This window comes from Allobosea sp. RAF48, assembly GCF_052114025.1.
GTDB lineage: Bacteria > Pseudomonadota > Alphaproteobacteria > Rhizobiales > Beijerinckiaceae > Allobosea.
The window spans coordinates 369,152-384,173 of sequence record NZ_JBFRDZ010000002.1 but is presented as its reverse complement, the minus strand read 5'-3'; the positions used below and the strand labels follow the sequence as shown (position 1 = coordinate 384,173).

10 protein-coding genes and 1 tRNA gene are annotated in these 15,022 nt (G+C 60.9%); 7 read left to right on the top strand and 4 right to left on the bottom strand.

All coding sequences use genetic code 11. The annotated features are described in order from the left end of the window. Positions 1-23: 23 nt before the first annotated feature. Positions 24-356 (bottom strand): DUF167 family protein, encoded by a 333-nt coding sequence (locus AB4Z10_RS05150; RefSeq protein ID WP_441469303.1) that lies wholly within the window; start codon positions 354-356, stop codon positions 24-26. Between the two features lie 131 nt (positions 357-487). Between AB4Z10_RS05150 and AB4Z10_RS05145 the strand changes: the two genes are divergently transcribed. Next, complete coding sequence (locus AB4Z10_RS05145; protein ID WP_441469302.1) at positions 488-1,981, top strand: amidase; 1,494 nt, start codon at positions 488-490, stop codon at positions 1,979-1,981. Positions 1,982-2,021: 40 nt separating this feature from the next. Then, the gene (locus AB4Z10_RS05140; RefSeq protein ID WP_441469301.1) at positions 2,022-3,602 is read left to right on the top strand and encodes an ABC transporter substrate-binding protein; all 1,581 of its coding nucleotides are present in this window, start codon (positions 2,022-2,024) and stop codon (positions 3,600-3,602) included. 56 nt (positions 3,603-3,658) lie between these two features. Here AB4Z10_RS05140 and AB4Z10_RS05135 read toward each other — a convergent pair whose 3' ends face one another. Together AB4Z10_RS05135 and AB4Z10_RS05130 are read right to left on the bottom strand one after the other, a co-directional pair. Then, the gene (locus AB4Z10_RS05135; protein WP_441469300.1) at positions 3,659-5,254 is read right to left on the bottom strand and encodes a gamma-glutamyltransferase; all 1,596 of its coding nucleotides are present in this window, start codon (positions 5,252-5,254) and stop codon (positions 3,659-3,661) included. Positions 5,255-5,363: 109 nt separating this feature from the next. Beyond that, entirely contained in the window at positions 5,364-5,654 is a 291-nt protein-coding gene (locus AB4Z10_RS05130) for a YggT family protein (RefSeq protein WP_441469299.1), read from the bottom strand. A 118-nt stretch (positions 5,655-5,772) separates the two neighbouring features. On the opposite strand from AB4Z10_RS05130, the gene AB4Z10_RS05125 reads away from it, so the two are divergent. Next, positions 5,773-5,848, top strand: a tRNA-Ala gene (locus AB4Z10_RS05125). Positions 5,849-6,026: 178 nt separating this feature from the next. On the opposite strand, the gene AB4Z10_RS05120 is transcribed toward AB4Z10_RS05125, so the two are convergent. After that, entirely contained in the window at positions 6,027-6,989 is a 963-nt protein-coding gene (locus tag AB4Z10_RS05120; protein WP_441469298.1) for a hypothetical protein, read from the bottom strand. A 714-nt stretch (positions 6,990-7,703) separates the two neighbouring features. Here AB4Z10_RS05120 and AB4Z10_RS05115 point away from each other — a divergent pair. Genes AB4Z10_RS05115 through AB4Z10_RS05100 form a run of 4 tightly spaced genes read left to right on the top strand, consistent with a single transcriptional unit; the run spans position 7,704 to position 14,929 of the window. Then, positions 7,704-10,727 (top strand): type I restriction endonuclease subunit R, encoded by a 3,024-nt coding sequence (locus AB4Z10_RS05115; RefSeq protein WP_441469297.1) that lies wholly within the window; start codon positions 7,704-7,706, stop codon positions 10,725-10,727. Beyond that, positions 10,717-12,081, top strand: coding sequence for a restriction endonuclease subunit S (locus AB4Z10_RS05110; RefSeq protein ID WP_441469296.1), 1,365 nt, complete (start codon positions 10,717-10,719; stop codon positions 12,079-12,081). Before AB4Z10_RS05115 ends, AB4Z10_RS05110 begins: the two co-directional genes overlap by 11 nt. After that, positions 12,078-13,307, top strand: a complete 1,230-nt coding sequence (locus tag AB4Z10_RS05105) for an AAA family ATPase (protein ID WP_441469295.1) — start codon at positions 12,078-12,080, stop codon at positions 13,305-13,307. The genes AB4Z10_RS05110 and AB4Z10_RS05105 overlap by 4 nt, the downstream gene beginning before the upstream one ends. Further along, positions 13,304-14,929 carry a type I restriction-modification system subunit M gene (locus AB4Z10_RS05100; protein WP_441469294.1) on the top strand — a complete coding sequence of 542 codons (1,626 nt, stop codon included), beginning with the start codon at positions 13,304-13,306 and terminating at the stop codon, positions 14,927-14,929. The genes AB4Z10_RS05105 and AB4Z10_RS05100 overlap by 4 nt, the downstream gene beginning before the upstream one ends. The last annotated feature ends 93 nt before the right edge of the window (positions 14,930-15,022 follow it).

The following is a 15,022-nucleotide window of genomic DNA, read 5'->3' as shown; positions in this document are numbered from 1 at the left end:
CGATGCGGGATCGCGGAGACCGTCTAGGCGATCCCGCCGAGGCACAGGGCGAGCGTCGCCGACAAGGCGGCCACTTCGCCTCGAAGGAGCACGGTTTTCAGTCGTGCGGTGGCTCCGCCCACGATGGCAAGCTGCGAGCGGGTCAGCCGCAGCTCGCTCGCCAGCAAGCGGATGAGCGCGGCATTCGCCTCGCCATCCGTCGGGGCAGCACGGACACGGGCCTTCAGGACGATGCGGCCGTCCGCGAGCGTCTCGACGCCGTCGAGCGCATCGCGCCCGCCGCGCGGCGTCAGGCGGACATCTAGCGCGATCCCCTCCTTCGTTTCCCGCCAGGGCCGGGCGGCCGGGTCGCTCATGAGCCCTCTCTCCCGGAAGGGGCGGCCATGCGCCGCCGCCGCATGGACATATGGCTGTCGTCGCCTAGTCTGAGGCGCCGGCTCGTGCGGCATAGCGCTAGCGAGGGGCCGTGCGCAACGGAGACCGAGCCTTGTCTGAACCCTGCGATCTCAGCGCCGTCGCTGCGCGCGCCCTCATCGGCGCCAAGAAGTTGTCCGCCCGCGAACTCCTCGAAAGCTGCATCCACCGTATCGATGCGGTCGACCCCGCCGTGAATGCGATGGTGGCGCGCGACGACGAGGCGGCGCGCAAGGCGGCAGCTGCCGCGGACGAGGCGACGGCGCGCGGCGACAGCCTCGGTGCGCTGCACGGCCTGCCGGTCGGCATCAAGGACCTGGAGAACGTCGCGGGCCTGCGCACCACCTATGGCAGCGCGCTCTATCGCGATTTCGTGCCGAAAGAGGATCAGCTGATCGTCGCCTCGGTGCGCAATGCCGGTGCGATCATAGCGGGCAAGACCAACAGCCCCGAATGGGGCGCGGGCGCCAATACGCGCAATGCCGTCTACGGCGCGACCGGAAATCCCTTCGACCCCTCGAAGAGCGCAGCCGGCTCCTCCGGCGGCTCGGGCGTGGCGCTGGCGACCGGCATGGTCCCGATCGCGACCGGCTCGGATACGGGCGGCTCGCTGCGCAATCCGGCGGCCTTCAACGGCATCGTCGGCTTCCGGCCGACGCCCGGCCTCGTTCCGAGCGACAAGCGCGCACTGGGCTGGAGCCCGCTTTCGGTGCTGGGACCGATGGCGCGCAACGTGCCTGATCTGTGCTTGCTGCTCTCGACCATGGTGTCGGACAGCGCCTGCGATCCTCTTGCCACGACGATTCACGGCAAGGCCGTGCGCCGGGCGGAGGATTTCGCCCGGCCGGCGACGATCGACCTGGCGTCGCTCAAGGTCGCGGTGACGCCGGATTTCGGCTTCGCGCCGACTGAGCGTCACATCAGCCAGGTTTTTGCGGAGAAGACGGGCGCCTTCAGCCATCTCTTCCATGCCGCGGAGGAAGCGACGCCGGATTGTGCGGGAACGGACGAGGTCTTCGAGGTCCTGCGCGCCGTCGGCTTCCTCGCGAGCCATCTCGACAAGGTGCGCGACACGCCCGAGATGGTCGGGCCGAATGTCCGCGCCAATGTCGAGGAAGGGCTGGGCTATTCCGCCCTCGACGTGACCAAAGCGATGAAGCACCAGACGGTGCTCTATGATCGCTGGCAGCAGTTCTTCGAGCGCTACGACGTCATCCTGTCGCCGGCGGTGACGCTGAGCCCGCGGTCCTGGACCGAGCTGTTCCCGGCCGAGATCGACGGCAAGGCGACACGGACCTATTTCCACTGGCTGGCGCTCGCCTATGCCGTCACCGTCGTCGGCCATCCGGCGATCTCGCTGCCCGTCGGCCTCGACCGCAACGGCATGCCCTTCGGGCTGCAGATTGTCGGCCCGCGCGGCGGCGACGCCAAGGTGCTGGCGGTGGCCGCCGCCTTGGAGGCCGCACTGGCGGGCGATCCGCTGACGGCGCGCCCGGTTCCGGATCTGGCCATGCTCGCCAAGGCGCGGCCGATCAGCGAGAGCCCGAATTTCATGGGGTTTGCCTAAGCAATACGCACCGACTGCCAACCATAAGAGGGGAGAACATATGAAGCGTCGCGATTTTCTCACTGGGACGGCGGCTCTCGCCATTGCCGGCCCGAGCCTGACCCGTTCCGCAGCCGCGCAGAGCGCCACGGTTCTGAAGTTCGTTCCACAGGCCAACCTGACGGCGCTCGATCCGATCTGGACGACGGCGACCGTGACCAACAATCACGGCTATTTCGTCTTCGACACGCTCTATGGCGGCGATCTGGACCTGAAGCCGCAGCCGCAGATGGCCGAGGGGCACGAAGTCTCGGCCGACGGCAAGACCTGGCGCATCAAGCTGCGCGAGGGGCTGTCTTTCCATGACGGCGCGCCGGTGAAACCGGCCGATTGCATCCAGAGCATGAAGCGCTGGTGCCAGCGCGATCCCTACGGGCAGCTGCTGACCAAGGTTGTCGAGGCCTGGAGCGCTCCGGACGAGCGCACCATCGAGATCAAGCTGACCCGGCCCTTCCCGATGATGCTCGACCTGCTCTCCAAGGCCGACAATCCGCCCTTCATCATGCCGGAGCGGCTGGCGCAGACCGACGCGACCAAGCAGGTGACGGAGATGATCGGCTCCGGCCCCTACAAGTTCGTTGCCGGCGAGTTCGTCACCGGCAGCCGCGCGGTCTACGAGAAGTTCGACGGCTACAAGCCGCGCAGCGAGCCGCCGAGCCGAAATGCAGGCGGCAAGGTCGCGAACTTCAAGCGGATCGAATGGCACATCCTGCCCGACCCGGCGACGGCGGCGGCGGCGCTGACCACCGGCGAGGTCGACTGGTGGGAGCGTCCGCTTGCCGACCTGCAGCCGATGCTGGCCCAGAGCCCCGACATCAAGCGCGAGGTCATCGACAAGGCAGGCCGCGGCGCCATCATCCGGCTCAACCACCTGCAGCCGCCCTTCAACAATCCGAAGGTGCGCGCCGCCGTCCGCATGGCGGTGAAGCAGGAGGACTACATGCGCGCCGCCCAGGGCGACGACACCTCGATGTGGCAGGTCTGCCGCAATCTCTGGTGGCGCGGCACGCCCTACTATACCGGCGAGCAGGAAGACCTGATGCCGGGCAGCGTCGAGAAGGCCAAGACTGCCCTCAAGGAGTCCGGCTACAAGGGCGAGAAGGTCGTCATCATCAATCCGACCGACTTCCCCGATATCGGTCCGCTCGGCGAGGTGACTTACGAACTGCTCAAGCAGCTCGGCATGAATGTCGAGATGGCGGCGAGCGACTGGGGCACGGTGATCCAGCGCCGCAACAGCCGCGAGCCGGTCGAGAAGGGCGGCTGGAGCATCTTCCACACCACCGGGTCGGCTGTCGGCTGGGGCAATCCGGCTCTGTCCAACCTCGTGCGCGGGCAGGGCGAGAAGGGCTGGTTCGGCTGGTGGACGAGCGACAAGGCCGAGGGCCTGGCCGAGCAATGGCTCTACGCCCCCGACGAGGCGGCGCAGAAGAAGACGGCGGTCGAGCTCGGCCGGCTGGCGCTCGAGGAATGCGCGACCATCCCGCTCGGCCAGTTCGTGATCCGCACCGCCTACCGCAAGAACCTGACCGGCATGCTGCCGGGCTCGGCGCCCTATCCCTGGGGGCTGAAGCGGGTCTGAGACCGTCTCCGGAGATTCGCGGCGGGGCGGGCATGTGCCGCCCCGCCTTCGCTGTGTCAGCGTTGCGCCGCCACCGCCGCCGACCAGGGCGAGGCGGCGTCGCTCGAGCCTTCGGCGCCGTCGCGATCGACCCGGATGAAGTTGGGACAGGCGAAGTTGATCGGCATGACGGCGTGTTCGGCCAGCGTCGTCGGGCCGGCCTGTTCCAGAACGGCCAGCGTCCCGGCCGGCAGCCGCAGATCTGCGCTGGCGGAATCCGGACCGGAGACGTCGATGCGCGGCTGATGCGCGGTTTCCTCGGTCCCCATGCCGAAATCGAGCTGCCAGGCCAGCGTCTGGTAGACGCTGGCGAGGATGCGCCGCCCGCCGGAGGAGCCGGCCGCAAGGCGCGGCCAGCCGCCATCCTTTGGCGTCACCACGACCGGGCACATGTTGCAGAGCGGCCGGGCCCCGGGCGCGATCGCGTTGGCGCTGCCGGGGCGTGGGTCGAACCACATCATGCCGTTGTTCATCAGCACGCCGGTCGAGGGCAGCACGACGCGGCTGCCCATCGAGGAGAGCAGGGTGGTGGTGACGGTGACGAGATTGCCCTCGCCATCGACCACGGTGAGATGGGTGGTGCAGGTATCGCCGGGCTCCTTCGCAGCCGTCGCGGCACCGAGGCCGTCGAGGCGCTCGCGATAGGCCTGCCGCATCACGCGCGACAGCTGCGCGAACCAGGCGGCTGAAGGACCCTCGCCGTCAATCGGCGCATCTGCCATGCCGGCAATGACGCGCTCCAGCGTCGGGGCGGCGGTGAGGCCGCCAGCGGTATGGACGAGGTGGCTGCCGCGCCAGTCGATCGTCGGCGCGGCGCGCAGCTGCGCCTCGCAGCCCGCCAGATCCTGCTCGTCCACGACGCCGCCGACGGCGGCGATGTCGGCTGCGAGACGACGGGCGACGTCACCGCGATAGAAGTCGTCGAGGCCGGCCACGGCGAGCCGCTCCAGCGTCTCTGGCAGCTTGCCCAATGTCATGAAGCCGGGCGTGCCCTGATAGGGCGGCACCGGCGGCAGCCCGCCGGGCAGATAGATCCGCGCGCTCTCTTCGTAGAGCCTGAGCACCGAAGCCGAGGAGGCGACCTTCAGTGTCGTGTACCAATCGGCCGGCAGGCCGCGCTTCGCGAGCGCGACAGCGGGGGCGAGGATCTCGGCGAGCGGCAAAGCGGAGCCGAAGGCCTCCTTCAACTTCGCATAGCCGGCGACGGAGGAGGGGATGCAGAAGGAGAGCGGGCCGTGGATGTTGCGGTCGCCGACGACTTCGGGCCAGGTGAAGAGATCCTTCTTCATCTCCCCGGTGAGAGGGTACTCGGCGGGATCGGCGCGCCGCGGGGCGATTGGCCCGAAATCGACGACCTGTGCCCGGCTCTCGCCGGCCTTCAGCACTACGGCGAAGCCGATACCGCCCAGGCCACTGTTCCAGGGCTCGACCGCGGCCAGCGCGAAACAGGCCGCAACCGCGGCGTCGGCGGCGTTGCCTCCCTGTTCGAGGATCGCTGTTCCGGCTTCGGCGGCCTCGCGGCTCTGGGAGACGACGATGCCGTGCCTTCCGCGCGCGGAAGGCTTGGTCAGAACCCAGTTCTGGCTGCGATAGGGGCGGGCGGCTGCGGCCATGCTGGCGACCTCGGGCGATTGCGGAGGCCGCCATACTGCATACCGCTCATGGCGGCGTCGAATGCGTCGTCGCAGCCTGAGAGCCGCGTCGCTTGCAGGACGGGCGCGGTCAGAACACGTTGGGGTAGATGTAGCGGACGATCACGCTCTGGATGAAGTAGATGATCAATACCAGGATGATCGGCGAGATATCGATGCCGCCGAGATTGGGCAGGCGTTCGCGGATCGGGCGCAGAGCCGGTTCAGTGATGCGGTAGAGCGTGTCCCAGACGGTGGAGACGAACTGGTTGCGGGTGTTGATGACGTTGAAGGCGATCAGCCAGCTCAGCACAGCCGAGGCGATCAGAAGCCACACATAGATCTGCAGAGCGAGCAGAACCACGTCGAGAACGGCACGCATCGATCTTCCTTTTAAGCCTGACCGGAGAGGGTTCGCGGAATATCCCCTGCTCGCGCCAAAACAGATGGCGGAAGTGATTGACATCCACGCGGCGCACAGCCTAGAAGGCCAGCGCCTTGGGGCTGTAGCTCAGATGGGAGAGCGCTGCAATCGCACTGCAGAGGTCAGGGGTTCGAATCCCCTCAGCTCCACCAAGGCTTTTCGCTAAGTGATTGATTTCAGTCACGGTTTGCGAGGCCTTGGGGGAAATGCCCCAAAATTTACCCCAACATTATCCGTGGTTTGATCTGGATCGATTTGGATTCGGCGCCAATCTCCGGGGCATTTTGGGCACCCCGCGCAGATACCATCGAGCTTGTTGATCCAGAATTCTCACGCCTGAGGATACTTCGGTTGATACCGCTCGTCGGGAGCGAGCCAATCCGACAGAAATGCAAGAGGATCTTGTTCCCCTAGCATCGCTCTCGCCAAAGCCAAGCGTGTCTGAATATGGGCCCGGCGTTCATCGTCGACCTGCTCCATCCGCTTCTCAGCCTCCTGAAAGAAGCGCTCGACGGCTGTTGCGGCTGCCCACTTTTGCATAATGTCAGCGAGCTGCTCTTTGCTCTCCGCCAAAGCTCGCTCGACGGCCCGGCGGTCCTCTTGGCGGAGGTACCGCTCATGCGCCTCAGCCCGCTCCTTCCGCCGTTGAGCTGCAGCCTTTTCTTCTGCGACGATCAGAGTTTGGAGTTCCGTCTCGGAGTTCTCCAACCGTGAGACTATCGAGTGGACAAGCGACTTGAGGTCAGCCGATTGCGTGTCCTGCCAGCTTGTCGACCATTCGATGTTGGCGAGCGGACAGTACGCGACGAACCGAAACCGGCCGCAGGGCAGGTCTTGCTCCGTCGTCCAGGAGTTAGTGAGCTGCCAGGGCCGAGCGGACCGAACCAGCTTGCTATCTTCACGCACGTAAGAGCCGTCGAGATACCGCATCGTCACGCGCTCGGTCATTTCGGTCAGCACTAAGCCGACTGGGATAGTGCCAACGTAGGTGACAGTGGGGCGGCGCGGCGACCAGATGCTGCCAGTCTGATAACGCCCATACTTGCGGTCTTTGCGCGGGACCTCCTGCTCATCCACGTGCCTGCGCCGCATCTCTTGGTCGGCAGGCGCGAACATGACGCGATACCCCTTCTGATCGAGGGCGTCGTAAATCTGGTTTGCGATATCGAGCGCGGCAGAGAGATGGTCAGCCGAAGCTACGATGTCAGGTAGGAGATGCTTGTAAGGGCGCAAAAACTCGTTCTTCTCGTCGCTGCGCGACTTTCTGAAAGACTCGTCGACGCCGATCAGCATGGGATGGCGCGTAGGCTTGTGAGGGCGGTTGGCAGCTTTCCGCTCCATACGACGGTACGCGCGCTTCGGCGGAGGCGCTGAGAGGAGTGTGCCTCTGGTCCAACGGGCCTGGTCTCCGGGCAATGCAGCGGGCAAGTCAGGACGGGGCGCCTCCCTCCCAACTGCCTTCTTCTGCCAATATCCGGCGGGCGGCCGGGGCACGTTCAGCACCTCGCAGATGCGCGTGAGGTGATAGTGATTCACCCCGAGCTCTTCGGCCAAGTGGTTGATCGGCGTGGCCCAGACGCGCTCGTACAGGTCTTCGCGTGTGATGCCAGTGGAAGCAGAAGTGGGAGCAGATAGGTTGGTTTTTGGGTCCATTTCTCGCTCGCAGCCGCATCCATGACCTCGCAATCTCGTAGAAGCGAGGACTCGCGTGAAGCCCAGACATGCCCCCCGGCGAGGCGATGGTCAGCTATGGAGCCGATTTCAGTAGATCATTGGCCGATTGGCAAACAGACCCAACTCTACGCTTCAGGGTGCCTCCGTGGCCCGCCGATCGCTGCCTGCCCGCCTATCGATTAGCTTCCAATCCCATCCCCGTTTCGCTGGGCGTTAAAATCAGACTGAAGCAGCAGGCAACGGCAGCCTCCCCTTCGCTTCAGATTACGGATACAAGCGCCAAAGCTTGATTCACTGATGCGCTGTCAGAGGCTGCGGAGCGATGCTCTCACCATGAACATATTCGAACGCGCCTTGGAGCAGTCGCTCGTCACACGATTACAAGATCTGAAATATGAGTATCGCCCCGACATCCGCGACCGCACTTCGCTAGAACACAATTTTCGACAGAAATTTGAAGCGCTGAACGGCGTTCGCCTTACTGACACCGAGTTTGCCAGGCTTCTCGAAGAAATTGTCACGCCCGACGTTTTCACAGCCTCACGCACGCTGCGAGAGCGCAACAGCCTCATTCGTGATGACGGCACGCCGCTCAACTACACGCTCGTCAACATCAAGGACTGGTGCAAAAACTCCTTCGAAGTCGTCAACCAGCTCCGCATCAACACGGACAACAGCCACCATCGCTATGACGTAGTTCTCCTCATCAACGGGGTGCCGGTCGTTCAGGTAGAACTGAAGACGCTCGGGATCAGCCCACGTCGTGCTATGGAGCAGATCGTCGAGTACAAGAACGATCCGGGGAACGGCTACACGAAGACAATTCTGTGTTTCCTTCAACTCTTCATCGTCAGCAACCGCGATAGGACGTTCTACTTCGCGAACAACAATGCTCGGCACTTCGCATTCAATGCCGAGGAGCGTTTCCTGCCGGTCTACGAGTTCGCCGATGTAGATAACAAGAAGATTGTCCATCTCGATAGCTTCGCCGAGACCTTCCTCGTGAAGTGCACGCTCGGCCAGACGATCAGCCGCTACATGGTTCTGGTCGCAAGCGACCAGAAGCTCCTGATGATGAGGCCGTATCAGGTCTACGCGGTAAAGGCGATCGTCGATTCCATCGCCCAGGACTGCGGCAACGGCTACATCTGGCACACGACGGGCAGCGGCAAGACGCTCACGTCGTTCAAGGCGTCAACGCTGCTAAAGGACAATCCGGACATCGAAAAGTGCCTCTTCGTCGTGGACCGCAAGGATCTGGATCGGCAGACCCGCGAGGAGTTCAACAAATTCCAGGAAGGCTGCGTCGAGGAAAACACTAACACCGCGTCCCTCGTTCGTCGCCTGCTTTCAGACGACTACGCCGACAAGGTCATTGTCTGCACGATCCAGAAGCTGGGCCTCGCGCTGGACGAAAACAGCAAGCGCAATAAACAACAGAGGAAGGACGGTAAGAAGAGCTATAAGGAACAACTGGAGCCCCTGCGCGACAAGCGCATCGCCTTCATCTTCGACGAATGCCACCGGTCGCAGTTCGGCGAGAACCACAAGGCGATCAAGGAGTTCTTCCCGCGCGCGCAGCTCTTCGGCTTCACTGGCACGCCGATTTTCGATCAAAACGCGGCCCAGCAGAAGATCGAAGACACGCAGGCCAGCATGAAGACGACGGAGGACCTCTTCCAGCAGCGTCTTCACACCTACACGATCACCCACGCCATCGAGGACGGCAACGTCCTTCGGTTCCACGTCGACTATTACAAGCCGCAGGGCAAGAGCGTGCCCAAGCCGGGCGAACCGCTGGCCAAGCGGGCGGTGATCGAAGCGATTCTCGCCAAGCACGACGCTGCCACCGGGCAGCGCCGGTTCAACGCCCTGCTCGCCACGTCGTCGATCAATGATGCCATCGAGTATCATACCGTTTTTAAGACCATGCAGGCTGAGAAACTGGCCGCCGATCCCAGCTTCCGGCCGCTCAACATCGCCTGCGTTTTCTCCCCGCCGGCTGACGGCGATCCCGACGTGAAGCAGATTCAGGAAGACCTGCCTCAGGAGAAGGAAGACAATGCGGTTGAGCCCGAAAAAAAGAAGGAAGCTCTTAAGGCCATCCTTACCGACTACAACGCCAACTACGGCACCAATCACAAGATCGCTGAATTCGACCTCTATTATCAGGGCGTACAGAAGCGCATCAAAGATCAGCAATGGCCGGATGCTGACCTGAAGAAGGCTTACCCCAACCAGCCGCACCACAAAATCGACATCACGATCGTCGTCGACATGCTGCTGACTGGCTTCGATTCAAAGTTCTTGAACACCCTCTACGTCGACAAGAACCTAAAGCATCATGGCCTGATCCAGGCCTTCTCGCGCACTAACCGGGTGCTGAACGCCACAAAGCCCTACGGCAACATCATCGACTTCCGCCAGCAGCAGGGTGCGGTTGATGCCGCCATTGCGTTGTTCTCTGGCGAAGCTGCTGCCGAAAAAGCCCGCGAAATCTGGCTTGTCGACAAGGCCCCTGTGGTCATCCAAAAGCTGGAAACCGCAGTGCAAAAGCTCGACGACTTCATGAAGTCGCAGGGCCTCGCCTCCGCGCCCGAAGCCGTTCCCAACCTCAAGGGCGACGCTGCACGTGCGGCCTTCATCGAGTATTTCAAGGAGGTCCAGCGTCTCAAGACCCAACTTGACCAGTACACTGACTTGACGCCGGAAAGCGCTTCTACGATCGAACGGCTCTTGCCGCGCGAGAGTCTTCTGGGTTTCCGCGGTGCCTATCTGGAAGCGGCGCAGCGCCTTCGGACCCAGCAAGGTAAGGGTGCGGACAAGCCGACGCAGGAAGCAGACCAGCTGGATTTCGAGTTCGTACTCTTCGCCTCGGCCATCATCGATTATGACTACATCATGGGCCTGATCGCCCGCTATTCGGAAAGCGCGCCCGGCAAGCAGAAGATGAGCCGCGAGCAGCTGATCGGCCTAATCCAGTCCGATGCCAAGTTCATGGACGAGCGCGAGGATATCGCCGCCTACATCAACACCCTCAAAGCGGGCGAGGGCTTAAGCGAAAAGGCCATCCGCGAGGGCTACAGCCGCTTCAAGGCGGAAAAGAACGCGGCGGAGGTGGCAGACATTGCGGGCAAGCATGGGCTGGCGAAGGAGGCGCTGCAAGCCTTTGTCGACACCATCCTGCAACGTATGATCTTTGACGGAGAGGCGCTGACCGACCTAATGGAAATCCTTGGTCTGAATTGGAAGGCGCGACGGTTGAAGGAACTGGACCTGATGGCCGACCTGATGCCCTTGCTGCTCAAGCGGGCTGGTGGGCGCGAGATTGCGGGGCTGAGCGCTTATGAGCAGTAAGCGGAAATCATCGGCCGCGACAGACGGCGGGGCTGCGTTGCCGGAACGGCGCTTCCCTGAGTTTCACGAAGCCGGGGCCTGGGATAATGTTGCTCTCGGATCTGTGGCGTCGATCAGAGCCAAGAAGGTTGGGGACAAGAAATGTGTCCCGATGAGCGTCACTTCTGGCGTTGGCCTTGTCAGCCAGATGGAGAAGTTCGGGCGGATCATCGCTGGTGATTCTTACAAGAATTATTTGCAGATTCAGAAAAACGACTTCGCCTATAACAAGAGCGCGACAAAGGAATACCCAGAGGGATTTATTGCTCTCTACACCGGTGACGAGCTTGCTGCCGTTCCAAACAGCATATTCACGTGCTTCCGAGTTCAGGAAGATACGATTTGGCCGAGCTATTTGAACTACCTGTTTCTTGGAAATCTACATGGGCGGTGGTTGCGGAAGTTCATTGAAGTTGGTGCCCGCGCCCACGGATCGCTGAGCATCAATGATCGTGACCTATTGGCCTTGCCCGTGCCGGTCCCATCGGGCCCGAACTCTCTGAAGGAGCAACAAAAGATCGCCGACTGTCTAAAATCGGCGGACGCTTTGATTGCTGCGCAGGGCCGGAAGGTGGAGGCGCTGAAGGCCCACAAGAACGGCCTAATGCAGCAGCTTTTCCCGCAACCTGAGCGCGTCGAGAACGGCATCAAGATACCTGCCGAAACTCGACCTCGCCTCCGTTTCCCAGCGTTCGAAGGGGCGGGCGAGTGGGCTAAATCAACCATAGGTGGTTTCAAGCCCTTTGTAACCAGTGGTTCGAGGGGATGGGCGGCGTTCTACGCTGACGCGGGCGAAATGTTTATCCGCATCACAAATCTTTCGCGCGAGTCCATTTACATGGATTTAAGCGATAAGAAGTTTGTCCAGCTGCCGAGTAACGTGAGTGAGGGCATCCGCACTCAGCTGAAGACAAATGATTTGTTGATATCAATTACGGCGGATATTGGGATTATTGGATATGTCGACGAAAGGGTGCCATCGCCAGCATATATCAATCAGCACATCGCCTTGGTGCGTTTTGAAGAGAGCAAACTGTGCAGCAAGTTTGTCGCCTATTTTCTTGCGTCCGACCAAGCCCAACGGCTGTTCCACTCGTCAACTGACAATGGAACAAAGGCTGGGATGAATCTAACAACCATACAAAACATAGGCCTAATGGTTCCTTCGATTGAAGAACAGCAGAGCATCGCCGACTGCCTCACCTCCGTTGACGAGCTTATCGCTGCCGAGACCCGAAGGCTGGAAACCTTCAGGACCTACAAGAAGGGGCTGATGCAGCAGCTTTTCCCCCAGGTTAGGGAGGCTGGCGCGTGAGCACCTACAAGAACCTGAAAAGCCTGGTGGCGCGGCTTCGTGACGATTTGAATAATCCCACAGGACCAGCTTCCCTGCTATTGATCTATGCTTACAACCGCACCGGTAAGACCCGTTTGTCGATGGAGTTCAAGGACGCGGGGAAGCGCAAGAACAAGAGGAACCCGACCGGCACGCCCGACACGCTGTACTTCAACGCCTTCACTGAGGATCTGTTCTTCTGGGAGAACGACCTCGAAGGCGACAGCGTGCGCCGCTTGCATCTAAACGAGAGGTCGTCCTTCTTCAACGCAATGACGGAACTCGCGCTGGACGAAGCCATCGCCCGCTACCTTTCCCGCTACACCGACTTTGAATTTGATTTCACCTACAAGGACGTTCAGCAGGGCAAGGATATAATCTCCAAGCCTGATTTCGTCAGCTTCCGAAAGGGTGGAGAAGCCAACATCAAGGTGTCGCGGGGCGAACAGAACATCTTCATCTGGTGCATTTTCATGGCCATCTGCGAACGGATGTTGGATGGACATGAATCCTATCAGGATAAGAAGTACCTCTACATCGACGACCCGATCTCGTCGCTTGACGACAACAATGCAATCTCTGTCGCCTGCGACCTAGCGAAGCTCATTCGTCGGGCAGCCACGCGAAAAAATGCCGACGGTGCACCCACCCCTATCAGGGTGATCTTTTCTTCACACCACGCGCTGTTCTTTAACGTGATGTGCAACGAAATGAGCAGAAAGATTGATGATGCGCCTTCAGTTGACCATCGACGCTATTTTCTGCACCGCCCGAGTCAAGATGGAAAATACACGCTACAAACAACGGAAGACACACCATTTTTTCACCACGTGGCAACGCTCGCTGAATTGCAGCGAGCAGCCGACCCAACAAAGGGAAAACTCTACACCTTTCACTTCAACGCCCTGCGCAGTGTCATGGAGAAGACGGCGTCTTTCTTTGGACACCCGAGTATTGCGTTTTGCCTGAAGGCGCTCGACAGCGCTGAAGACAAAGCACTTTTCAACCGCGCACTTAATCTTTTGAGCCACGGCGCCTATGCTATCCATGAACCCACAGAGATGGGCGAGGACAACAAGGAACTTTTCCGTCGGATCCTGCGGGATTTTGTCGCGCGGTTTGAATTTGCTTTGCCAGGAGTAGTCGCCACCCAAACCGCAGCCCTCGCGCTTGCACCAACCGCTGAGGGAGCATCCGCACGATGAACGACAGAAACCAAAAGCAGCTTGGCAAAACGCTCTGGAACATCGCCGACCAACTGCGCGGTGCGATGAATGCGGACGATTTCCGCGATTACATGCTGTCTTTCCTTTTCCTGCGCTACCTTTCCGACAATTACGAGGTGGCGGCGAAGAAGGAGCTGGGGCGCGACTATCCCGATCCCAACGCGATCGGCAATGGCGGGCGCTCGTCCCTCTCGGTTTGGTACGCGGAGAACCCTGACGATGTTGCGGCTTTTGAAAAGCAGATGCGCCTCAAGGCGCACTACGTTATTAAGCCGGAACACCTATGGACCAGCATCGCCTATATGGCGCGCATGCAGAACGACGAGTTACTTCTGACGCTGGATAAAGGTTTCAAATACATCGAGAACGAGTCGTTCCAGAGCACATTCGGCGGCCTGTTCTCGGAGATCAACCTCTACTCAGAAAAGCTCGGCAGGACCCAAGCGGACAAGAATAAGAAGCTATGTTCCATCATCACCGAGATCGCTAAAGGGCTCGCTGACTTCTCCTCGAATGTAGATGCGCTGGGCGATGCCTACGAATATCTGATCGGACAATTCGCCGCCGGCTCCGGCAAGAAGGCGGGCGAGTTCTATACCCCGCAGCAGGTGTCAGACATCCTTTCTGCGATCGTGACGCTCGACAGCCAGGAGCCTGCGACCGGCAGAAAAGAACGGCTCGCCAGCGTGCTTGACTTCGCGTGCGGCTCAGGTTCGCTGCTGCTGAACGTGCGCAAGCGCATGGGGCCGCACGGCATCGGTAAAATCTATGGCCAGGAAAAGAATATCACCACCTACAACCTCGCCCGTATGAACATGCTGTTGCACGGCGTGAAGGACACTGAGTTCGATATCTACCACGGCGACACCCTAAACAATGACTGGGACATTCTGCGCGAGTTGAACCCCGCCAAGAAGCCTTCCTTCGATGCCATCGTGGCCAACCCGCCGTTCAGCCTCCGCTGGGAGCCGACTGAAGCGATGGGCGACGATGTGCGGCACAAGAACTACGGGCTGGCGCCGAAGTCAGCCGCTGACTTCGCCTTCCTCCTGCACGGTTTCCACTACCTGAAGGATGAGGGCGTAATGGCAATCATCCTGCCGCACGGGGTGTTGTTCCGAGGCGGGGCAGAGGAGCGTATCCGCACGAAGCTGCTGAAGGATGGGCACATCGACACGGTGATCGGCCTGCCTGCAAACCTGTTCTATTCGACCGGCATCCCAGTCTGCATCCTTGTTCTGAAAAAGTGCAAGAAGCCGGATGACGTGCTCTTCATCAACGCAGCCGAACATTTCGCGAAGGGCAAGCGCCAGAACCAGCTCACCGATGATCACATCTCCAAGATCATCGACACGTACCAGTTCCGAAAGGAAGAGGAGCGCTATTCCAAGCGCGTGAGCATGGACCGAATTGCTGAGGAAGGCTTCAACCTCAACATATCGCGCTACATCAGTACGGCTGTGGGTGAGGACGAGATCGAACTGGCGGCGACGCATAAGGAACTGGTTGAGCTCGACGAGAAAATTCGGAAAGCCACGGCGAAACACAACGCGTTTTTGCAGGAGCTTGGCCTCCCGCTGATGCCAATTGCAAATAACTAAGATGCTTGCCTTCGAGGAGTCTGTAACTAGGATTTTCATTTCGTGGGAGGCAGAATCGGCCGCCAATGGGGATAGGGACGCGCAAAGCCCCTA